Consider the following 20,904-nt stretch of genomic DNA (forward strand, 5'->3'; position numbering starts at 1 on the left):
CCGGTCACTTGAGCAGCCGGGACATCCGGCGGTCCGCCAGTAGCCTGCCGCCGGTCTGGCAGGTGGGGCAGTACTGCAGCGAGGAGTCGCTGAAGGAGACCTCGCGGACGGTGTCGCCGCAGACCGGGCAGGGCTCGCCGGTGCGGCCGTGGACGCGCAGCCCGCTCTTCTTCTCCGCCTTGAGCCGGCCCGCCGCCAGGCCGTGGGAGCGCTCCACCGCGTCGGTGAGGGTGGTGCGCAGCGCCTCGTACAGCCCGTGCACCTCCTCGGGGGTCAGCGCGGCGGCCACCTTGAACGGGGACATCCTCGCCGCGTGCAGGATCTCGTCGCTGTAGGCGTTGCCCACCCCGGCGATCAGGCTCTGGTCGCGCAGCGCGCCCTTCAGCCGGCGCCGCTCGTCCCGCAGCAGGGCGGCGAGCCGGGCCTCGTCGAAGTCCCCGGCGAGCGGGTCGGGGCCGAGCCGGGCGATGCCGGGCACCTCCAGCGGATCGCGGACGATGTACACGGCCAGTCTCTTCTGGGTGCCGGCCTCGGTGAGGTCGAAGCCCGCGCCGGTCTCCAGGGCCGCCCGGAGCGCGAGAGGACCCTTGCCCGGCCGCGGGAGACCGTCCGGCAGCCGGTCCGTCCACCGGAGCCAGCCCGCGCGGGCCAGATGGGTGACGAACCGCAGCCCGCCGGCGGCCTCCAGGTCGAGGAACTTGCCGTGCCGGTGCACCGCGACGACCTCGCTGCCCTCGAAGGCCCGCACGGGCGGGTCGTACGTCTTCAGGACGCTGACGGCGACCGGCAGCACGCGCACGACCTCGTGGCCGACCAGGTTCCCGGTCAGGAACTCCTTGAGCGCTTCGACCTCGGGCAGCTCGGGCATGGGTCCAGAGTGCCACCCGGGGTCCGTGCCCGCGGGGTCAGCCTCTGCCGGGCGCCCGGAACTCGCACCAGACCGCCTTGCCGCCGCCGCGCGCCTCCACGCCCCATACGTCGGCGATCCGGTCGACGAGCAGCAGGCCGCGCCCGGAGACCCCGTTCTCGCCGGCGTCCCGGCGGCGCGGCAGGGCGCTGGAGGAGTCCTCGACCTCGACGCGGAGCCGGCGGTCGGCGCCGCCCAGGACCCTGAGCGTGACGATCGCCGAGCCCTCGGTGTGCGTCAGCGCGTTGGTGATCAGCTCGTCGGCGACCAGTTCGATCTCGTCGGCGCGGTCGCGGGCGCCCCAGGCCCGGCCGGCGGCGCGGATCATGTGCCGGGCCAGGGCGAGCGCCTCGGGGTCGCCGGAGGCCACGTGCTGCTGGAGGCGGCCGACGGCCCGCGCGGCGTCCGGGCCGCGGCGGCGCAGCAGGAGCAGCGCCACGTCGTCGTCCCCGCCGCGCTCCTCGGCCAGCTCGATCAGCCGGTCGGCGAGGCCGCGCACGTCCTCCGGTCCGGCGGCGACCTGCCGGGTCAGGGCCCGTATCCCGTCCCCGAGGTCGGTGCCGGGCTGCTCGACCAGCCCGTCGGTGCACAGCAGCAGCGTCTGTCCGGGGTCGAGCTCCAGGGTGGACACCGGGTACTCGAGGCTCTGGAACTCGGCGGACAGGCCGAGCGGCAGCCCGCCCTCGACGGGGACCCGGCGGCAGCTGCCGTCGGCGGCGCGGACCAGCGGGTCGATGTGCCCGGCGCGGACCACCTGGACGACCCCGGTGGACAGGTCGGCCTCGGCGTACAGGGCGGTGGCGAACCGGTCGGTGTCGAGTTCGTGCAGGAAGACGGAGGCGCGGGCCATCACGGTGGCCGGGGGGTGGCCCTCGGCGGCGTAGGCCTTCAGGACGATCCGCAGCTGGCCCATCACGGCCGCCGCGTGGGTGTCGTGGCCCTGGACGTCGCCGATCACCGCGCCGACCCGGCCGCCGGGCAGCGGGATCAGGTCGTACCAGTCGCCGCCGATGTCCCGGCCCAGGGCGCCGCCGACGGCCGCGGAGCGGTAGCGGACGGCGACGTCGGCGCCGCGCACGCTGGGGATGGTGCGCGGCAGCATGGCCTGCTGGAGCCCCTGGGCGAGGTCCTTCTCCTGCTCGTAGAGCATGGCCCTCTGGAGGCTCTGGGCGATGCTGCTGCCGAGGGCGACCAGGACGGCGCGCTCCTCGTCGGAGAAGCCCCGCCGGTCGTTGTAGAGCAGGCCCATGGCGCCGATCGGGCGGGCCTGGGCGATCAGCGGCAGATAGGCGGCCGAGGTGATGCGCAGGCCGGTGATGTGCGGCCACAGGACGGGGTAGCTCTCGGCGAAGTCCTCGGGCGACTCGATGAAGCGCGGGCTGAGGGTGCGCACCACCTCGCCCATCGGGTAGGGCTCCTCTATCCGGGTGATCCGGGTGCCGGGCACGAAGCTGCCCACCGGCCCCTCCGCGACCAGCCGGATGCGGCCGGCCTCCACCAGCCCCATCACCAGGCTGGTCGCGCCCAGGTTGGGGATGCCGTGGGCGTCCTTGAGGGCGTCGATGACGTCCGCGACGCTGCGGGCGTGCGCGAGGGCGGCGGTGATCACCTGGACGACGTTGCTCTGCCGCCGCAGCGCCTGGTCCTGGGCGGCCCGCACACTGCGCGCCTCGCCGTCCTCCAGCTCCTGGGTGGCGTCCCGGACGATCCCGACCACCCGGCGCGGACGGCCCGTCTCGTCGCGCCGGATGTAGCCCTGGGTGTGGGTCCAGCGCGAGGTGCCGTCGCGGCGGCGGATGCGGAAGTACGCGCCGTAGTTCTCGCTGCCGTCCTTGATGGCCTGGGAGACCACGGCGTCCAGCCGGCTGCCCTCCGTCAGGGGGACCCGGACCGCGAGGCTCTCGGGACGCCCGTCGTACTCCTCCGGGAGCAGGTCGAACACCTCGTACGCCTGGGCGTCCATGTGGAACAGACCGGCATCCAGGTCCCAGTCGAAGGTGCCCATGCGGTTGAGCGCCAGGATCGGGTGTTCCGGATGGGCGGGCCAGTCGTCCGGGAGTGACGGAGCGCTCGCTCCCCGATCAGCCATGGGGCCACCTTGCCAGGGGAACCCCGACCGGGCAATTCCTCCCGCCTTGTCCGCTTCACCCTCCCGGGTTACGCGAGCCGGGGGGCGCGGTACACAGGGTGACGGGAGCTGTCGGCGCCGGACCCCGGTGCGCCGCACACTGGAGACAGGCAGGAGCGCACGGCCGTGGACTGGTTCACCGCACCCGGGTACTGGCTGAGCCGGCTGGTCTTCCAGCGGGCTCTGGCCGGCGTGTACCTCTTCGCGTTCCTGGTGGCGGCGCTGCAGTTCCGGGCCCTGCTGGGCGAGCACGGCATGCTGCCGGTCCCGCGCCACGTCGCCCGGGTGCCCTTCCGGCGGGCGCCGAGCGTGTTCCAGCTGCACTACTCGGACCGCTTCTTCGCCGCCTGCGCCTGGACGGGGTGCGCGGTGTCGGCGGCACTGCTGGCGGGCGCGGACTCACGACTGCCGCTGTGGGCGGGCATGTTGCTGTGGCTGGTCCCCTGGGCGCTGTACCTGTCGGTCGTCAACGTCGGCCAGACCTGGTACGCGTTCGGCTGGGAGTCCCTGCTTCTGGAGGTGGGCTTCCTCGCCGTCTTCCTCGGCAACGACGAGGTCGGCCCGCCGGTCGTGGTGCTCTTCCTGCTGCGCTGGATCCTGTTCCGGGTGGAGTTCGGGGCGGGGCTGATCAAGATGCGCGGGGACGCCTGCTGGCGGAAGCTGACCTGCCTCTACTACCACCACGAGACCCAGCCGATGCCGGGCCCGCTGAGCTGGTTCTTCCACCATCTGCCGAAGCCGGTGCACCGGGCGGAGGCGGCCGCCAACCACTTCACCCAACTGGTCGTCCCCGTGCTGCTGTTCACCCCGCAGCCGATCGCGTCCGCGGCCGCCGCCCTGATGATCCTCACCCAGCTGTGGCTGGTGGTGTCCGGCAACTTCTCCTGGCTGAACTGGATCACCGTCGTCCTGGCCCTGTCGGCGCTGCGGCTGCCCGCGGACCGCACCGCCGTGCCGCCGGCCCCGCTCTGGTACGAGGTCCTCGTCCTCGCGGTGGCCGCGCTGCTCCTCTTCCTGAGCTACCGGCCGGTGCGGAACATGGTCTCCCGCGGCCAGGTCATGAACCGCTCCTTCGACCCGCTCCACCTGGTCAACACCTACGGCGCGTTCGGCAGCGTCAGCCGGGTCCGCTACGAGGTGGTCGTCGAGGGCACGCTGGACACCACCGCGCGCGAGGACTCCGACTGGCGGGAGTACGAGTTCCGGGGCAAGCCCGGCGACCCGCGGCACTGGCCGCGCCAGTTCGCCCCCTACCACCTCCGCCTGGACTGGCTGATGTGGTTCGCCGCGCTCTCCCCCGGCTACGCCGGGGACTGGTTCGGCGGCCTGGTGGAACGCCTCCTCCGGAACGACCGAGACACGCTGCGCCTGCTCCGCCGCTCCCCCTTCCCGCCCGACCGCCCCCCGCACTTCGTCCGCGCCCGCCTCTTCCGCTACCGCTACACCAGCCGACGGGAACTGCGCGAGACGGGCGCGTGCTGGAAACGCACCTACGTCAGGGAGTACCTGCCACCGACCCGGCTGGCGGAGGCGGCAAAGTCGCCCCGGCGGAGATGGGACGGTTGAGCCGAGCCGGGTTGGATGATGCAGTCCCGTGTCGTGAAATCGCCGTAGACGGCCGGTAATTGGGGTCTCCACAGGGGACAGGATCCGGCCGTCCGCTCATAGTGGGTGGCCGGGATCGGCTGCTCGGCGCTCGACGGGGGCACACATGTGGGAGCGGGTGCTGGCGGTCGGTGCGCATCCGGACGACATCGAGTTCGGCTGCGGGGGCGCCCTGCTGCGGCACGCGGCGCAGGGGGCCGAGATCAAGCTGGTCGTCGTCAGCGACGGGGCGCTGGGCGGCGACGCGGTGCAGCGGGCCGCCGAACAGACCCGCGCGGCGCAGCTCCTGGGCGCGAAGGTCGTGATGCTCGGCCTCCCGGACGGGAGGCTGGCACCGGTCGGCGAGCTCGCGGGACTCCTGGAGCGGGAGGTCGCCGACACGTCACCCGACCTGGTCTACACGCATCTGGCGGAGGACACGCACCAGGACCATGTCCGCACGCACCGCGCCATGCTGATCGCCACCCGGCGGCTGCCGCACGTGCTGCTCTTCGAGTCGCCACGCTCACCCCTGCTGTCCTCCGGCGTGTCGGTGAACATCAGTACGGTCATGGCACAGAAGGCCGACCTGCTCGCCACCCATGTCTCGCAGGTACGCACCCGTCGCGAGCTGAGCGAGGAGTCGGTGCGCGCCCGGGCACTGGTGCACGGCACCCGTTTCGGCTGCGACTACGCCGAGGTCTTCACCCCCCTGCGTCTCGGCCTGCCGGTCGGTGCGGCCGCCTGAACACACGAGAACGGAGCGACCGCCATGACGTTCACCGTGGAGGTACGGCACAACCGGGACCTGGCCCGGGAGGAACTCGACGAACTGCGCTCCATGCTGACCGAGGTGTTCGGTGCCGGCCGCTACGGCGACACCAGCTGGGAGCACTGTCAGGGCGGCATCCACTACCTGGTGCGCTACGACGGACGGCTCGCCGCCCACGGGGCCCTGGTCCCCCGGCGGTTCCGGCAGGGCGACCGGGTCCTGCACGGAATGTACGGGGAGTCCATGGCCACGGTCCCCGAGCTGCGCCACCGCGGACTGGGCAGCATCGTCGTCGCGATGGCCACCGCTGAGATCCGACTGCACCACGACATCGGCGTGTTCGCCGCGAGCAAGTACGAATTCTACGAGAGACAGGGCTGGCGAAAATGGCGTGGACCGACTTTCGTGGAACAGGACGGGGGCCGCTTCCCTGCCGCACCGGACCGCGGGGCGGTCATGTTCCGGCTCCCGGCTGGCAGCGGGGTCGACCCCGACGCGGATCTCGGCACCGACTGGCGGAGCGGAGACATCTGGTGAATCCGCCGCGTCCCGTGCGGTGCTCATGGAGGTGACGGACATCGTCGGCAACCTTGTCGCGGACCTGATCTGGTCGCTGCTGGCGCTGGTCTTCGGCTATGTCCTGCTGCGCCGGCAGACCCGCGGGCTTGCCCGGCTGCTCGGCGCGTCGGGCGACCGCCGGCTCCTGATCGTGCTGCCGGACATGGTGGTCCGGGAGGGCGGAACGGTGGGGACCTACCGACGCGAGGGATACATCGGCAACGTCGTCTCGCGCCGTGAGTTCGAGGCCGCCGTGGCGCTGCGGGACTCCCTCACCGATCCGCTGGTGCGTCTGCTGCGTCCCCGTACGCCCGTGCTGCCGTCCGGGCGGATCGGCGGGTCCGGGCCGGTGGAGGGCACCGAGTTCTGCCCGCCGAGCGACAGCCTTTCCGTCGCCACGCAGGCGCCCGACCCCTTCGAGCATCTGCCCAGCCGGATGGCGGGACGCAGCCTGGTGCTGATCGGCGGGCCCGCCTACAACCATCTGACGGCAATGGGCTTCGGTCACCCGGCGGCGCAGGCAGTCCCCGAACAGCAGGACGGCCGGGGAGAGTGGGGGCTGCGGGTGCGGACGGGTCCGCTGGCCGGGCAGTTCTTCGCCGGCCGCGGGGTCTCGCCGGACACGGAGATCGCGACCGTCCAGTCCTTCGCCACGGGCGTGTCGGGCACCCAGGTGACCATCTGCGCAGGCAGCAGTGACGTCGCCACCCAGGCCAGCGTCGCGTTCCTGCTGGCCAACTGGCGGCGCATCGCCCGCAAGTGCCGTCGGCGCCCCTACACCTTCCTCCTCCACGTCGACACGCACAGTGGGGGCGCCCGGCTCCAGACGGGCATCGTGGACGGACAGCCCTTCACTCTGTAGCCGGGCGGCGGGGTCTCGTCACCGCCCCTCCGTGGGCAGGGGGGCGGTGGGCGGGAGGAGGGTTGTGGTGCGGAGTTCCTGCCAGAAGGCGGTGGGGACCGGGGTGGTGAACCGGTGGGCCGCGTCCTCGATCTCGGTGGCCGAGCGGGCACCGACCAGGACGCTCGCGACGGCCGGGTGGGCGGCGCAGAAGGCGAGGGCGGCGGCGCGCAGCGTGGTGCCGTGACGTTCCGCGAGCGACTTGAGGCGCAGGGCGCGGGACAGCAACTCCTGGGGTGCCCGCGTGTAGTCGTAGGTCGCGTCCGGCTTCGGGTCGGCCAGCAGACCGGAGTTGAACGCGCCGCCGATCACCACCGAGGTGCCGCGTTCCTCGGCGGCCGGAAGCAGGTCGGCGAGGGCGCTCTGGTCGAGGAGGGTGTAGCGGCCCGCGCACAGCACCACGTCGACGTCGGTCTCGCGGACGAAGCGGGTGAGCAGGGCGGTCCGGTTCATGCCGGCGCCGATCGCGCCCACGACGCCCTCGGCGCGCAGCTTCTCCAGGGCCGGGTAGCCCTCGCGGAGGGCCTGTTCGGCGTGGTCGTCGGGGTCGTGGAGGTAGACGACGTCGACGCGGTCGAGGCCGAGCCGCTCCAGGCTGGCCTCCAGGGTGCGGCGGATGCCGTCGGCGGTGAAGTCCCAGACCCGGCGCAGGGTGTCGGGCACGGCGAAGCCGTTGGCCAGGTCGTCGCCGTCTCCGGGCCCCCGCTCCAGCCGGCGGCCGACCTTGGTGGAGAGGGTGTAGGCCGTGCGGTCGTACTCCCGCAGCGCCTCCCCCAGGCGCCGTTCGGACAGTCCCAGGCCGTAGTGCGGAGCGGTGTCGAAGTAGCGGATGCCCTGCCGCCAGGCGGCGGTGACCGTGTCGTGCGCCTGCCGGTCGGGGACCTCGGTGTAGAGGTTGCCGATCGCGGCGGCGCCGAGCCCCAGCGGGCTGACCCGGACCCCGCCGCGGCCCAGGGCGTTCACCGGTCCGCCGGCCTCGGGCGCAGGCCCTGCATACCGCCGTCGACGGCGAGGGAGGTGCCGGTGGTGGCGCCGGACAGGGGGCTCGCGAGATAGGCGACGGCGCCCGCGACCTCGGCGGCGGAGACCAGGCGGCCGGAGGGCTGGCGGGCCTCCAGGGCGGCGCGCTCGGCGGCCGGGTCGGGGGCCTTGTCGAGGAGCCGGCCGATCCACGGGGTGTCGGCCGTACCGGGGTTGACGCAGTTCACCCGGACGCCCTCGCGGAGGTGGTCGGCGGCCATGGCGAGGGTGAGGGAGTACACGGCGCCCTTGGTCGCGCTGTACAGGGCGCGCTGCGGCAGACCCGCGGTGGCGGCGATGGAGCAGGTGTTGACGATCGCCGCGTGGCGCGAGCGGCGCAGGTGCGGAAGGGCCGCGCGGGCGGTGCGGACCATGCCGAGGACGTTGACGTCGTAGACGCGGTGCCATTCCTCGTCGTCGTTGTCCTCGACCGTGCCCTGGGCGCCGATCCCCGCGTTGTTGACCAGCACGTCGAGGCCGCCGAGGGCCTCGACGGCGTTCGCCACGGCCGTGCGCACGGAGGCGTCGTCGGTGACGTCGGCCCGGAAGCCGAGCAGCGGTTTCTCCACCGAGGACGGGTCGAGGTCGAGGACGGCGACCCGGGCGCCGCGTGCGGCGAGGAGTTCGGCGGTGGCCCGGCCGATCCCGGAGGCCCCGCCGGTGACCAGGGCCCTCAGCCCCTCGAAGTCGCTCATACCGCCTGTCCCTTCTGCGTCTGGGCGTCGGCGGCCCAGAAGGTGCCGCCCGGATAGAGGTACCGCGCGACGGACTGCGGCCGCATGGCGGCCGAGAAGCCCGGTGCGGTGGGTGCCGTGTAGTGGCCCTCCCGGATCACCACCGGGTCGAGGAAGTGCTCGTGCAGGTGGTCGACGTACTCGATGATCCGGTCGTCGGTGGTGCCGGCGACCGCGAGGTAGTCGAACATCGAGAGGTGCTGGACGAGTTCGCACAGTCCGACGCCGCCCGCGTGCGGGCAGACCGGGACGCCGAACCTGGCGGCGAGCAGCAGGACGGCGAGGTTCTCGTTGACACCGCCGACCCGGGCCGCGTCGATCTGCACGATGTCGAGGGCGCCGGCCTGGAGCAGCTGTTTGAAGACGATGCGGTTCTGGACGTGTTCGCCGGTGGCGACCTTGACCGGGGCCACCGCGCGGCGGATCGCCGCGTGCCCGAGGATGTCGTCGGGGCTGGTGGGCTCCTCGATCCAGTACGGGTCGAACTCGGCGAGGGCCCGGGTCCAGCGGATCGCCTCGTCGACGTCCCAGCGCTGATTGGCGTCGACGGCCATCCGGATGTCCGGGCCGACGACCTGGCGGGCGACCCGGCAGCGCCGGACGTCGTCCGCCAGGTCCGCGCCGACCTTGAGCTTGATCTGCCGGAAGCCGTCGGCGACCGCCTCGGCGGCGAGCCGGGTGAGCTTCTCGTCGTCGTAGCCGAGCCAGCCGGCGGAGGTGGTGTAGGCGGGGAAGCCGTGCTCCAGCAGCCGGGCCCGGCGCTCGTCCGCGCCCTCGCGGCCCCGGCGCAGGATGCCGAGCGCGTCCTCGGGGGTGAGGACGTCGGTGAGGTAGCGGAAGTCGACCTGGCGGACGATCCACTCGGGTTCGGCGTCCGCGAGCAACTGCCACAGCGGTTTGCCCGCGCGGCGGGCGGCGAGGTCCCAGACAGCGTTGGTCACCGCGCCGATCGCCATGTGCATCACGCCCTTCTCGGGGCCGAGCCAGCGCAGCTGACTGTCGCCGATCAGGTCCCGGTGGAGGACGGCGGGGTCGTCGCAGATCTCGTCGACCGGGCGTCCGATCACATGGTTCCGCAGCGCGTCGATCGCGGCGACCTGGACGTCGTTGCCCCGCCCGATGGTGAACGTGAACCCGTGCCCCTCGTGCCCGTCGGCCGCGTCGGTGCGCAGCACGACATAGGCCGCCGAGTAGTCGGGGTCCGGGTTCATCGCGTCGGAGCCGTCGAGCTCGCGCGAGGTGGGGAAGCGGATGTCGTAGGTGTCGACCGCGGTGACGCGGGCGGGGGCCTGGGGCACTGATGTCCTTTCCGTCAGGGGTCGGTGGGGTCGGGTGGCGGCGGTGCGGGTCAGTCCTGGGCCCGTCCCGTGGTGACGCGGGCGATCATGAGGGCGACCAGGATGATGCCGCCGTAGATGGCCTGGATCCAGAACGACGGCACCTGGGCCAGGGTGAGCAGGTTCTGTACGACGCCCAGCAGGAGTACGCCGGTCAGGGCGCCGGACATGGTGCCCCTGCCGCCGTCCAGGCCGATGCCGCCGATCACGGCCGCCGCGAAGACCGTGAAGATCATGTTGTTGCCCTGGTTGGCGCTGATGGCGCCGACGTAGCCGGTCTGCATGATCCCGCCGACCGAGGCGAGCGCCCCGGCGACCACGAACACCCCGAGCATCACGCGGTCGACGCGGATGCCGGCGGCACGGGCCGCCTCGGGGTTGCCGCCGATGGCGTACAGGGCACGGCCGACCCGGTGGTACTTCAGGACGAACCCGGTGACCGCGAAGGCGACGGCGGCCAGCCACACCGAGAGGGGCACGTCGAGGAAGGTGGTGGTGGCCAGGGTGAAGAAGCTGTCGGGCATCCCGAACAGGGTCTTGCCCTTGGTCGCGCCGACCAGCACCCCGCGCAGCACGATCAGCATCGCGAGCGTCACGATGAACGCGTTCAGCCTGAACCGCACGACCAGGATGCCGTTGAAGGCGCCCACCGCCGCGCCGACGGCCAGGATCGCCGGCATGGCCAGGGCGGCGGGGAGTCCGATGCCCCAGCCGGACTCGGCCGACGGCAGCACCAGCAGGGCGCCGACGGCGGGCGCGATGCCGACGACCGACTCCAGGGAGAGGTCGAACTTTCCGGTGATCAGGACCAGCGACTCGGCGAGCACCACCATCGCGAGGGCCGCGGAGGCGCCGAGGATCGAGATCAGGTTGCGCTCGGTGAGGAACGAGTCGTTGACCACGGCGCCGAGCACCATCAGCAGCAACAGGGCAGGCAAGAGGGCGAGTTCACGCGCCCTGCGCAGCAGGACGGTGCGGGCCGCGCGCGGCTTTGGGGAGCGCGCCGGGATGAGCGGCGGGGCCTTGGTCTCAGCCATGGTCCACTCCTTCGGACGTGAATCCCGGCCCCTCGGACGTGAATCCCGGCCTCTCGGACAGGGAGCCCGGCCCTTCGGACGTGGAACCCGGTCCTTCGGGCATGGAGCCCACTCCTTCTATGGAGGCGATCAGCTCGTGGTCGTGCCAGCCGGCCGGGTGCTCGGCGACGATCCGGCCGTGGAAGAGGACGAGGACGCGGTCGCAGCGGCGCAGGTCGTCGAGTTCGTCGGAGACGACCAGTACGGCGGTGCCGTCCTCGCGGGCGCTGTCCACCCGGGCCAGCAGGGCCTCCTTGGACTTCACGTCGACGCCCGCGGTGGGGTTGACCAGGACGAGCAGCCGGGGGTCGGAGGCGAGGGCGCGGGCCATGACGACCTTCTGCGCGTTGCCGCCGGACAGGTCGGAGACGGGCTGCCCGGGTCCCTCGGTGTGGATGCCGAGGCGTTCGATCAGCCCGGTGGCGAAGCCGCGCCTGCGCGCGGTGGTGACGAACCCGGCGCGGCCGAGCCGGTCGAGCACGGTCATGGTCGCGTTGTCGCCGACGCTCATCCCGGGGACCAGCCCCTGCTCGTGCCGGTCGCGGGGCACGAAGCCGACGCCGGCGCCGAGCGCGGCGCGTACGTCGCCGAACGGCAGCGGCCTGCCGTCGACGCGGGCGGTGCCGCCGGCCGGTACCCGCAACCCCGCGACGGTCTCGGCGAGTTCGGTCTTCCCGCTGCCGCTGCTCCCGGCGAGGCCGACGACCTCGCCGCCGCGGACGGTGAGATCGACGCGGTGGAACGACTCGGAGGTGAGCCCGTTCGCGCCGAGGACGACGGGTGCCCCGGCGGGCACCGCGTCCCGGGCCGTCCGCTCCCGCCGGGTGACGGCCTCCCCCGCCATCGCCTCCACCAGGGCGGCCCTGGGCAGCTCGGCGACGGGGGCGGTGGTGATCCAGCGGGCGTCGCGGAGGACGGTGACGGTCTGGCAGACCTCGTAGACCTCCTGGAGGTGGTGCGAGATGAACAGGAAGGTCACGCCCGAGTCCTGGAGCGCCCGCATCCGGCCGAACAGCCGCTCGATCTCCCGGTTGTCGAGCCGGGCGGTCGGTTCGTCGAGGACGATGAACCGGGCGCCGAAGCTCAACGCCCTTGCGATCTCGACCATTTGGCGGTCCTCGACCTTGAGGTCGGCGGTCCGCGCCTCGGGGTCGACGCGGACGTCCCAGGTGTCGAGGAGCGCGGCCGCCTCGGCGCGCAGCCGCCGCCAGCTGATGAACCCCCGGCGCCGGGGCTGGCGGTTGATGAACAGGTTCTCGGCGACGGTCAGTTCGGGTACGACGGTGGGCTGCTGGTAGACGCAGGCGGCCCTGCGCCGCCAGGCGTCCCGGTCGGCGAGCGGGGGCGCGGGTTCGCCGTCGAAGCGGACCGTGCCCCGGTCCGGGGCCTGGAGTCCGGTGAGGACGCTGACGAGGGTGGACTTGCCGGCGCCGTTGCGGCCGACCAGGGCGTGGGACTCACCGGGCAGGACGGTGAGGCGGCCGTCGACGAGGGCGACGGTGGGGCCGTACCGCTTGACGATGCCCTCGGCTTGCACCAGTGGGGTCCTCATCCGACCGTGTTGCCCCACAGCTCGGGGTCGTCCACGTTGTCCTTGGTGACCAGGGGCGCGGGCAGCTGGTCCTCCAGGATGCCGCCGGAGAGCTCGACGATCGTCGAGCCGTGGTCGGTCGGACCCGGCCGGAACGTCTTCCCCTCCATCGCCGCCTTGATGTAGTACATGCCGTACTTGGCGTAGGCGTCGGCGGGCTGGGAGACGGTGGCGTCGATCTGGCCCTTGCGGATGGCGTCGTACTCCTGCGGGATGCCGTCGTTGGAGACGATCACGATGTGTCCGCTCCGCCCGGCCGTCCTGAGCATGCCCTTGGACTTCAGGGTCTGGAGGGTGGGGGCGAGGTAGACGCCGCCGGCCTGCATATAGATGCCCTTGATGTCGGGGTTGGCGTTGAGGAGCGTGCCCAGCTGGGAGGCCGCCGTGTCCGACTCCCACTTCGCGGGGATCTCCAGGACCTTCAGCTTCGGGTACTTCTTCCTCACGCAGTCGCGGAACGCCTCCGAGCGGTCCCGGCCGTTGACCGAGGCGAGGTCGCCCATGATCTGCACGACCTTGCCGCTGGTGACGTGCTGCCCGAGGTAGTCGCAGGCCTTGGTGCCGTAGGCGACGTTGTCGGCGCGCACCACCATCGCGACCTTGCCCTTGTCGGGGGCCACGTCCACGGCGACGACCGGTACGCCCTTGCGCTCGGCCTGGTCCAGGCCCGCCTCGATGGCGGCGCTGTCGAGCGGTGCGACGACGAGGCCCTTCACGCCCTGGTTCAGCTCGTTGTTGATGTCGGTGATCTGCTGCGAGGGGTCGCTGTTGGAGTTGACCGTCTTGAGCGCGTCCACGCCCTCGGACTTCGCCATCTTGGGCACGTAGTCGTTGTACGACTGCCAGAACGGCGAGGTGAGCAAGGGGAGGATGACGCCGACCTTGCCGGTGCCGCCACCGCCGCCGCCGGCGCTGCCGGTGTCCTTGGTGCTGCCGCACGCGGCGAGCACGAGCGAGGCTCCGACGGCCAGGGCCGTCGCGCCGATGATCCGGTACCTGTTCCGCTTCCGCTGTGTTCTGCCGCGCATCTGACAGCTCCTCATCGAGCGTGTTCGAGCAGGTGCCGCATACTTATCAGACCACTTGGCGCTCTCGACACCCCACGGACGCGATTTCCGCGCCGGTCGAGCCCAATTGGTCGGACCACCTCGCTGATTAGACTTCGGCGCACCGGCGACAGGAGAACGGTGTGGACGAGACGGCCCCGCAGAAGGGCACGGTGACGCAGCGCGCCATCGAGCGGATCAAGGCCATGATCGCGGAGGGCCGGCTGGAGCCGGGCCAGCGGCTGCCGACCGAACGGGATCTCGCCGCCCGGCTGGGCATCTCCCGCAGTTCGATGCGCGAGGCGATCCGCGCGCTGACGGTGCTGGGTGTGCTGGAGGCCCGGCACGGCTCCGGCATCTACGTCACCCGGCTGGAGGCCGGCGACCTGCTGGAGACGTTCGGCGTCGTCGCCGACCTGTCCCGGGGGCCGCGGCTGGTGGAACTGCTGGAGGTGCGACGGGTCCTGGAGTCGACGGCGACCGCGCTGGCCGCCGCGCGGATCACGGCGGACCAGCTGGCCGAGGTGGAGAAACACCTCACGGCGATGAACGCGAGCGACGACCCCGAGGAGATCCTCGCCCACGATCTCGCGTTCCACCGGGTGATCGCGGCTGCGGCGGGGAACGACACGATGGCCGCGATCCTGGAGGGTCTGTCGTCGCGGACCTTCCGGGCCCGGGTGTGGCGGGGGTACCAGGAGGAGGGCGCCTTCGCGCGCACACGCCGCGAACACGCCGCCATCCACCGGGCGTTGGTGGCCCGGGACCCGGAGGCGGCGCGTGCGGCGGCGGCCGCGCACGTCGGTGAGGTGGAGGAGTGGCTGCGGGCGCAGCGGATAGAGGGTTAGGCGGTGCCGGTGCCGGTGCCGGTGGGAGCGGCCGGGTCGTCCCCGCCCGGCGGCCGCCTGCCGGGTGCCGCCCCGCGCTCCTGACGGGGCGCCATCCGCAGCGTCACCAGTTCGAACGGCCGCAGCCGCAGGGCGACGCGGTTGCCGTCCCGGTCGACGGACCGATCCGCCAGCGGGCGCTCCAGCAGGTCCGTGACCGTGACACCGGCCACCTCGAAGCCCGCCGTCAGGGTCGCGCGCGCCCTGCCGCCGTGTGCCTCGTGGAAGCGGACCACCACGTCACCGCTGCCGTCGTCCGCGAGCTTCACGGCGGTGACCACGACCGCGTCGTCGTCGACCGTCACCAGCGGGGCCACCTCCCGCGCACCCGTCACCCGGCGCTCCGGCAGGTTGACGCGCCAGCCCTCCCGGACCGCGTCCGCGATCGCCGCGCCCGGGACCAGGGCGTGCCGGAAGCGGTGGACACCCTGGTCGGTCTCGGGGTCGGGGAAGCGGGGGGCGCGCAGCAGCGAGGCGCGGACCGTGGTCGTGGTGCCCGGGTCGCCGTCGTCGCGGACGCTGCGGGTCACGTCGTGGCCGTACGTCGAGTCGTTGACGAGGGCCACGCCCCAGCCCGGCTCCTCCAGGTGGACGAAGCGGTGGTTGCAGGCCTCGAACTTGGCGGCCTCCCATGAGGTGTTGGTGTGGGTGGGGCGGTGGAAGTGCCCGAACTGGGTCTCGGACGCGTAGCGTTCGGCGTGCAGGTCCAGCGGGAAGGCCAGCTTGAGGAACTTCTCGGTCTCGTGCCAGTCGACCTCCGTGTCGATCAGCAGACGGCGCTCACCGGCCGCCAGCGACAGCACCTGGGTGACCCGGGAGGAGCCGAAGGACCGCACGATCCGCACCGAGTCCGCGCCGGGGGTCAGCTCGTCCACGTCCGTGAGGTCGGTGACCGCGTTGCGGTAGAAGGCGTCGACGTCCCAGGCGTCCCACATGTTCGGGAAGTCCGGGTGGAGCTGGAGGAGGTTGGCGGCGGCTCCCGGGGCGACGGTCTCGCGGTCGGCGGTGAGGTCGTACGCGGACACGACGAGTCCGCGGGCGTCGATCTCGATCCGCAGGAGGCCGTTGGCGAGGACGTGACCGCCGCCCGGACGGACCGCCACCGTCACCTCACCGGGCGGCCGCTCCGCCCCGGCGCCGCCGGCGGGCACGCCGGCCAGGCCGTGCGGGGCCGCGTTGAAGAGCAGCGGCAGGTCGCCCTCCCCCGCCAGCGCGCGCTGCGCGGCCGAGACGATCCCCTCCAGTTCGGCGGCGATCCGCTCGTAGGTGGCCCGGGCCTCCCGGTGCACCCAGGCGATCGAGGAGCCCGGCAGGATGTCGTGGAACTGGTGGAGCAGAACCGTCTTCCAGATCCGGTCCAGCTCCTCGTGGGGGTAGGGGAATCCGGTGCGCACCGCGGCGGTGGCCGCCCAGAGTTCGGCCTCGCGCAGGAGGTGTTCGCTGCGCCGGTTGCCCTGCTTGGTCCTGGCCTGGCTGGTGAGGGTGGCGCGGTGGAGTTCGAGGTAGAGCTCGCCCACCCACACGGGCGGCTCGGGGTGTTCGGCCTCGGCCCGGTCGAAGAACGCGCCGGGACTCTCCCAGACGACCTTCGGGGAGCCCTCCAGGTCGCGCACCCGGGCCGCCTTCGCGATCATCTCCCGGGTGGTGCCGCCGCCCCCGTCGCCCCAGCCGGTGGGCGCGAGGGAGTGCCGGGCCCGCCCCTTGTCCTTGAAGTTGCGTTCCGCGTGGGCGAGTTCGCTGCCCTTCATGGAGCAGTTGTAGGTGTCGACGGGCGGGAAGTGGGTGAAGATCCGGGTGCCGTCGATGCCCTCCCAGCGGAAGGTGTGGTGCGGGAACCTGTTCGTCTGGGACCAGGAGATCTTCTGGGTGAGCAGCCGGGTGGAGCCGGCCGCCCTGATGATCTGCGGCAGGCCCGCGGCGAAGCCGAAGGTGTCGGGCAGCCAGGCCTCGTCGTTCTCGATGCCGAACTCGTCGAGGAAGAACCGCTTGCCGTGCACGAACTGACGGGCCATCGCCTCCGAGCCGGGCATGTTGGTGTCCGACTCCACCCACATCCCGCCGGCCGGCACGAACCGCCCGTCCGCGACCGCCTTCTTGACCCGGGCCCACACCTCGGGCCGGTGCTCCTTCACCCACGCCCACTGCTGGGCCTGGGACATGGCGAACACGAAGTCGGGCTCGTCCTCCAGCAGGGCCGTCATGTTGGACGTCGTACGGGCCACCTTGCGGACCGTCTCGCGCAGCGGCCACAGCCACGCCGAGTCGATGTGGGCGTGCCCGACCGCGCTGATCCGGTGCGCGGAGGGCACCGCGGGGACGGCGAGGACCTCGGCGAGCTGTGAACGGGCCTGTGCGGCGGTGCCGTTGACGTCCTGGAGGTCGACGGCGTCCAGGCACCGCTCGACCGCGCGGAGGATCTCGTGGCGGCGGTGTCCGTCCACCGGCAGCTCGGCCATCAGCTCGCCGAGCACCTCCAGGTCGATCACCAGCTGCCAGACGGTCTCGTCGAAGACGGCGAGGTCCATCCGGGTCAGCGTGTACTGCGGCTCGTGCCCGGCGGTGTCCTTGTCGCCGAGCGGGGTGGGCCGGAAGGGCTGGTAGTCGAGGATGACGGGGTTGGAGGCGGCCTCGATGTGCAGCCGGACCCGCTCACCGCCCTCGACGGGGGCCCCGACGCGGACCCACTGGTTGCGCGGGTTGAGGCCCTTCACCGGGGTGCCGTCGGGGCGGTAGACGAGGCCCTCGCACTGGAAGCCGGGCATGTTCTCGTCGAATCCGAGGTCGAGCAGGGCCTCCACGGTCCGCCCGGCCCACTTCTCGGGGACGGTCCCGGTCACCCGGAACCAGCTGGTGCCCCACGGAGCACCCCAGCGGGCGCCCACCGCGATCGGCACGGGCTCGGCCGCGAGCCCCTCGGCGACCGGCACGGGCTCGCCGGGCGCGTGCCAGACGGCGACGTCGAGCGGCACGGACTCGGGGTACACGGCGGGACGGACGCGCTCGTCCAGGACGCGCCGGAGGCGGGCTTCCACCAAGCTGCGGTCGTCATGCATGCGGGGTGCTCCGTTTGTTCGTTACCGGGTTACCAGGTGTGGGTGACGGTCGCGGGGTCCGACGAGGTGTACAGCTCCCCTACGGCACGCACTTCGAACCGTGCCGTGTCCTCGTCCTGCTCCGGCTGGAGTCCGGACAGGTACCAGGCCCGCTGGCCGGTGGCGCCGAGGAAGCGCCGGGTGCCGTCGGGGAGCAGCCGGTGCAGGGTGTAGTGCCGCACCTCCCCGGGGGCCGCGTCCCAGGCGAGGCGGAGGTCGCCGCCGTCGGCCGCGGTGATCCGCGGGCCGGTGGGGGCGGCGGGCGCGGTGACCGCCTCGCGTACGGCGATCGCGCCGAGCCGCCACCGCACGGTTCCGCCGGTCGCGGTGAGGCGGACGCCGAGGGCGTGGACGGTGCCGGTGAGTCCGGTGAGCGGGACGGTCGCCGTCGACCAGCCGTCGCCCGCGCCCGCCGCCGGAAGGTAGGTGTACGGGGGTGCCGCGCCGGCGCCGTCCGGCTCGGCGGTGGCGACGGCGAGCTCCACGTCCACGCCTCCGGCGTCGGTCCGGTAGGTCAGCTCGACGACCGTCGCGTCGGTGACCGGCAGCCGGGTCGTGTAGAGGTCGAGCGTCACGGGCAGACCGAGGTCGCCGGCCACCAGTACGCTGCTGCCGCCGCGCCAGGCGTCGGCGAAGTCGAAGGTCACGGCCGGCCTGGCGCCCGACGTCCGTAGCGCCCACCGCCGGGACGGCAGCCGGTCCTGGAGGCCCAGGTGGTTCCAGGCCGCGGCCGCGGCGACCTCGCCGTCCTCGTACCAGCTCAGTCCGTGACCGGTGTTGAAGGTGCTCGCGAACGGCACCTGCGAGACCGTCGAGCGGTCCGCGACCGACACCGCGGGCGCCCGCCACGGGTCGGTGGCGTCGGGGAGGGCGGGGTCCAGTGACCGTCCGGTCCAGAAGCGGTCGTCGGCGGTGTGGAAGTCGCCGGGGGTGCGGCTCGCGGGCAGGTGGTTGCGGGTCCACTCGGGGCGGTAGAAGCCGACGGACGCGATGTGCGCCGAGCCGCCGGGGACGATCGCGTCCCAGTTCACGGTGGTGTTGGAGCCGTTGGACTCGACGTCGACGCCGGCCCACAGCTCGTAGCGGCTGCGGCCGAGCTGGTCCGCCCTGGTGCCGGACGAGGCGAGGGTGGAGGCGCTCCAGCGGAAGTCCACGAACATGTCGTCGGCGGCCTGGAAGAAGGCCTGGTTCTGGCTGTTCAGCGCGCCCTGCCAGCTGACCGTGCCGTTCACGGTCATCGCGTCGTACCAGGTGACCCGCTGCCCCTGGGCCGCCGCGAGGGACTTCAGCTCGGTGACGAAGCCGAGCGTGTCGGTGCCGAGGGCGGTGTCGCCGCCGCCGGTCTCGGCGTTCACGAACCAGCCGTCGAAGCCGTGGGCCGCGGCCACGGCGACGAGCTGGGCGGCGAGCGGGTAGTGCCCGGCGGAGTCCTTCTGGACCAGGTCGCGGGTCCACTGGAGCTGGCCGCCGTAGGCGGTGGGCGGCAGGAAGATGTTGCCGAGGACGGGTACGCCGTGGCGGTGGGCGGCGTCGACGACCGGCGCGTTCGGGGCGAGGATCAGGCCCTCGCCGGCCGAGCCGCCCCAGAAGACCAGTTCGTCGAGGTAGGCCCAGTGGGTGAGGGCGTAGTAGTCGGCGGTGGCCGAGCCCTGGGAGGGGTTGGCGGAGGTGGGGCCGAAGGAGACCAGGGCCTGGACGCGGGCCTGCCCGGAGCGGGCGGTGGTGTTGGCCGGGGTGGGGGTGAAGCGGGGCGCGAGCGGCACGGAGGCGGTGTTGAAGGCGAGGTCGGCGTCGCCGGCCGCCGTCCAGGTCTTCAGGCTGCGCCAGGTGATGCCGGCGGCGGGGGTGCCGGAGGGGAGCGAGTCCGGGTACCAGTAGGACGCGTACGGCGGGGTGACGGCGGTGGCCGCGGCCACGGGCGTGGCGGCCGTCGCGGCCGTCGCGGGGAGGGAGCGGGCCAGGGCCGCGGCGGTGGCGGCGATCAGGACGGTGCGTCTGCTGGGGTTCACGAGCGGGTGCCTCCTGGTGGGGTGGGGAGTACCTGGTCGGGAGTGACGACTTCGGTGATGCCGCGCGCGGTGAGGTGGTCCCGGTCGTCCGCGCGGGTGTCGAGGACGGTGGTGGGGCGGACGCCGTCGGCGGTGAGCCGGAAGTAGGCGTCGAAGACGGGCCCGCCGGGGGCGCACGAGGACCGCCGGGCGGGGTCGGAGGGCACGACGAGCGCCGTGCCGCGCGGCACGGCCGTTCCCGGCCCGGCCGCCGCGAGGACGCGCGCGATGTCCTTGGGTTTGCGGTCGTTGGTCAACAGGCCCAGGGTGTATTCGAGTTCGGGGAAGTCGGCGAGGCCGCGGCCGACGTCGTGGGAGCACCACCAGGTGATGCCCCACAGGCCGGGGCAGTCCAGTACGGCGGCGACGGTCGCGTCGGCGAAGGCGGCCGCGTGCTCGGCGGGGATCAGGGGCGCGGGCGCGCCCACCTCCTGGAGCCAGACGGGCCGGTGGGCGTCGTCCGCCCAGGCCTTGCTCAGCTCGACCAGGTAGGCGGCGTGCTGCTCGCTCTGCGCGGAGGCGCGGCCGTAGCGCTGCGCGGTGCCGTTGAACACCCAGGAGTGCACGGCGGTGAGGTCGCCGAGCCGGGCCGAGTGGGCCGGGGTGAAGGGCTGGTCGTCCTGGTACCAGGCGGCGTCGTAGGAGGCGTGCAGGTGGAGCCGGCCGGGGGCGCCCTCGGCGCAGGCGGCCAGCAGGCGGGCGAGCCACCGTCCGGCCTGTGCCTCGGTGACGCGGTCCGGGTCCGGGTGCGGGCCGGCGGCGAACTGGTTGACCTCGTTGCCGACGGTCATCCCGATGAAGTTGGGCCGGTCCGCGAGGGCCGCGGCGAGGGTGCGCAGGTAGGCGGCTTCGGCCTCGACCACGTCCGGGTCGGTGAAGAGGCTGCGCCGGTGCCAGGTGCGGGTCCAGGCGGGCAGGAAGTCGAAGCTGCTCAAGTGTCCTTGCAGGCCGTCCACGTTGACGTCGAGGCCGCGTTCGGCGGCGGCGTCGGCGAGGGCGACGAGCTGTTCGACGGCGCGGGGGCGGATCAGGGTGCGGTTGGGCTGGAAGTAGGGCCACAGCGGGAAGACCCGGATGTGGTCCAGGCCGAGCGCGGCGATCGAGTCCAGATCGGCGCGCACGGAGTCCAGGTCGAAGTCGAGCCAGTGGTGGAACCAGCCCTCGCTGGGGGTGTAGTTCACGCCGAAGCGCACGGCAGGGGGCATGCGGTCTCCTCCTGGGGA

15 protein-coding genes and 1 pseudogene are annotated in these 20,904 nt (G+C 72.9%); 5 read left to right on the forward strand and 11 right to left on the reverse strand.

Annotated features, from left to right (window positions below):
- Positions 1–4: 4 nt before the first annotated feature.
- Entirely contained in the window at positions 5–868 is an 864-nt protein-coding gene (locus ACZ619_RS00540) for an Fpg/Nei family DNA glycosylase (RefSeq protein WP_469592490.1), read from the reverse strand.
- A 37-nt stretch (positions 869–905) separates the two neighbouring features.
- Positions 906–2,996, reverse strand: a complete 2,091-nt coding sequence (locus ACZ619_RS00545) for a SpoIIE family protein phosphatase (RefSeq protein WP_469592492.1) — start codon at positions 2,994–2,996, stop codon at positions 906–908.
- A gap of 165 nt (positions 2,997–3,161) precedes the next feature.
- On the opposite strand from ACZ619_RS00545, the gene ACZ619_RS00550 reads away from it, so the two are divergent.
- The 4 genes from ACZ619_RS00550 (at position 3,162) to ACZ619_RS00565 (ending at position 6,811) form a co-directional block, all read left to right on the forward strand.
- The gene (locus ACZ619_RS00550; RefSeq protein WP_469592494.1) at positions 3,162–4,601 is read left to right on the forward strand and encodes a lipase maturation factor family protein; all 1,440 of its coding nucleotides are present in this window, start codon (positions 3,162–3,164) and stop codon (positions 4,599–4,601) included.
- Between the two features lie 145 nt (positions 4,602–4,746).
- On the forward strand, positions 4,747–5,367 hold the full coding sequence (locus tag ACZ619_RS00555) for a PIG-L deacetylase family protein (protein WP_469592495.1): 621 nt from the start codon (positions 4,747–4,749) through the stop codon (positions 5,365–5,367).
- 24 nt (positions 5,368–5,391) lie between these two features.
- On the forward strand, positions 5,392–5,928 hold the full coding sequence (locus ACZ619_RS00560) for a GNAT family N-acetyltransferase (protein WP_469592497.1): 537 nt from the start codon (positions 5,392–5,394) through the stop codon (positions 5,926–5,928).
- 25 nt (positions 5,929–5,953) lie between these two features.
- Entirely contained in the window at positions 5,954–6,811 is an 858-nt protein-coding gene (locus ACZ619_RS00565; RefSeq protein WP_469592499.1) for a hypothetical protein, read from the forward strand.
- An 18-nt stretch (positions 6,812–6,829) separates the two neighbouring features.
- Here the strand turns inward: ACZ619_RS00565 and ACZ619_RS00570 are convergent, their stop codons facing one another.
- The 6 genes from ACZ619_RS00570 to ACZ619_RS00595 are packed head-to-tail and all read right to left on the reverse strand — an operon-like array spanning position 6,830 to position 13,636.
- A complete protein-coding gene (locus tag ACZ619_RS00570) occupies positions 6,830–7,813 on the reverse strand; it encodes an aldo/keto reductase (protein ID WP_469592501.1) in 984 nt (327 codons plus the stop codon).
- Complete coding sequence (locus ACZ619_RS00575; RefSeq protein WP_469592502.1) at positions 7,810–8,565, reverse strand: SDR family NAD(P)-dependent oxidoreductase; 756 nt, start codon at positions 8,563–8,565, stop codon at positions 7,810–7,812. Before ACZ619_RS00575 ends, ACZ619_RS00570 begins: the two co-directional genes overlap by 4 nt.
- Positions 8,562–9,902 (reverse strand): L-fuconate dehydratase, encoded by a 1,341-nt coding sequence (locus ACZ619_RS00580; RefSeq protein WP_469592504.1) that lies wholly within the window; start codon positions 9,900–9,902, stop codon positions 8,562–8,564. The genes ACZ619_RS00575 and ACZ619_RS00580 overlap by 4 nt, the downstream gene beginning before the upstream one ends.
- 50 nt (positions 9,903–9,952) lie before the next feature.
- Entirely contained in the window at positions 9,953–10,978 is a 1,026-nt protein-coding gene (locus tag ACZ619_RS00585; protein ID WP_469592506.1) for an ABC transporter permease, read from the reverse strand.
- Complete coding sequence (locus ACZ619_RS00590) at positions 10,971–12,569, reverse strand: sugar ABC transporter ATP-binding protein (protein ID WP_469592508.1); 1,599 nt, start codon at positions 12,567–12,569, stop codon at positions 10,971–10,973. The genes ACZ619_RS00585 and ACZ619_RS00590 overlap by 8 nt, the downstream gene beginning before the upstream one ends.
- Entirely contained in the window at positions 12,566–13,636 is a 1,071-nt protein-coding gene (locus tag ACZ619_RS00595; protein WP_469592509.1) for a sugar ABC transporter substrate-binding protein, read from the reverse strand. The genes ACZ619_RS00590 and ACZ619_RS00595 overlap by 4 nt, the downstream gene beginning before the upstream one ends.
- A 161-nt stretch (positions 13,637–13,797) precedes the next feature.
- Here ACZ619_RS00595 and ACZ619_RS00600 point away from each other — a divergent pair, with 161 nt between their 5' ends.
- Entirely contained in the window at positions 13,798–14,502 is a 705-nt protein-coding gene (locus ACZ619_RS00600; protein ID WP_469592511.1) for a FadR/GntR family transcriptional regulator, read from the forward strand.
- 92 nt (positions 14,503–14,594) lie between these two features.
- On the opposite strand, the pseudogene ACZ619_RS00605 reads toward ACZ619_RS00600, so the two are convergent.
- From ACZ619_RS00605 to ACZ619_RS00615, 3 genes and pseudogenes are all read right to left on the reverse strand, one after another.
- Positions 14,595–17,594 (reverse strand): annotated as a pseudogene (locus tag ACZ619_RS00605) (alpha-mannosidase); the annotation flags it as partial.
- A 29-nt stretch (positions 17,595–17,623) separates the two neighbouring features.
- On the reverse strand, positions 17,624–19,642 hold the full coding sequence (locus ACZ619_RS00610) for an endo-beta-N-acetylglucosaminidase (RefSeq protein ID WP_469592513.1): 2,019 nt from the start codon (positions 19,640–19,642) through the stop codon (positions 17,624–17,626).
- Positions 19,639–20,886, reverse strand: coding sequence for a glycoside hydrolase 5 family protein (locus tag ACZ619_RS00615; RefSeq protein WP_469592515.1), 1,248 nt, complete (start codon positions 20,884–20,886; stop codon positions 19,639–19,641). Before ACZ619_RS00615 ends, ACZ619_RS00610 begins: the two co-directional genes overlap by 4 nt.
- Positions 20,887–20,904 lie beyond the last annotated feature (18 nt).

The organism is Streptomyces sp. NPDC104367 (assembly GCF_055583825.1).

Bases quoted from the DNA above. Each gene is read 5' to 3' on its own strand.
- ACZ619_RS00540 (WP_469592490.1), bottom strand. From the start codon at position 868: ATGCCCGAGCTGCCCGAGGTCGAAGCGCTCAAGGAGTTCCTGACCGGG.
- ACZ619_RS00545 (WP_469592492.1), bottom strand. From the start codon at position 2,996: ATGGCTGATCGGGGAGCGAGCGCTCCGTCACTCCCGGACGACTGGCCC.
- ACZ619_RS00555 (WP_469592495.1), top strand. From the start codon at position 4,747: ATGTGGGAGCGGGTGCTGGCGGTCGGTGCGCATCCGGACGACATCGAG.
- ACZ619_RS00560 (WP_469592497.1), top strand. From the start codon at position 5,392: ATGACGTTCACCGTGGAGGTACGGCACAACCGGGACCTGGCCCGGGAG.
- ACZ619_RS00565 (WP_469592499.1), top strand. From the start codon at position 5,954: ATGGAGGTGACGGACATCGTCGGCAACCTTGTCGCGGACCTGATCTGG.
- ACZ619_RS00575 (WP_469592502.1), bottom strand. From the start codon at position 8,565: ATGAGCGACTTCGAGGGGCTGAGGGCCCTGGTCACCGGCGGGGCCTCC.
- ACZ619_RS00585 (WP_469592506.1), bottom strand. From the start codon at position 10,978: ATGGCTGAGACCAAGGCCCCGCCGCTCATCCCGGCGCGCTCCCCAAAG.
- ACZ619_RS00590 (WP_469592508.1), bottom strand. From the start codon at position 12,569: ATGAGGACCCCACTGGTGCAAGCCGAGGGCATCGTCAAGCGGTACGGC.
- ACZ619_RS00595 (WP_469592509.1), bottom strand. From the start codon at position 13,636: ATGCGCGGCAGAACACAGCGGAAGCGGAACAGGTACCGGATCATCGGC.
- ACZ619_RS00615 (WP_469592515.1), bottom strand. From the start codon at position 20,886: ATGCCCCCTGCCGTGCGCTTCGGCGTGAACTACACCCCCAGCGAGGGC.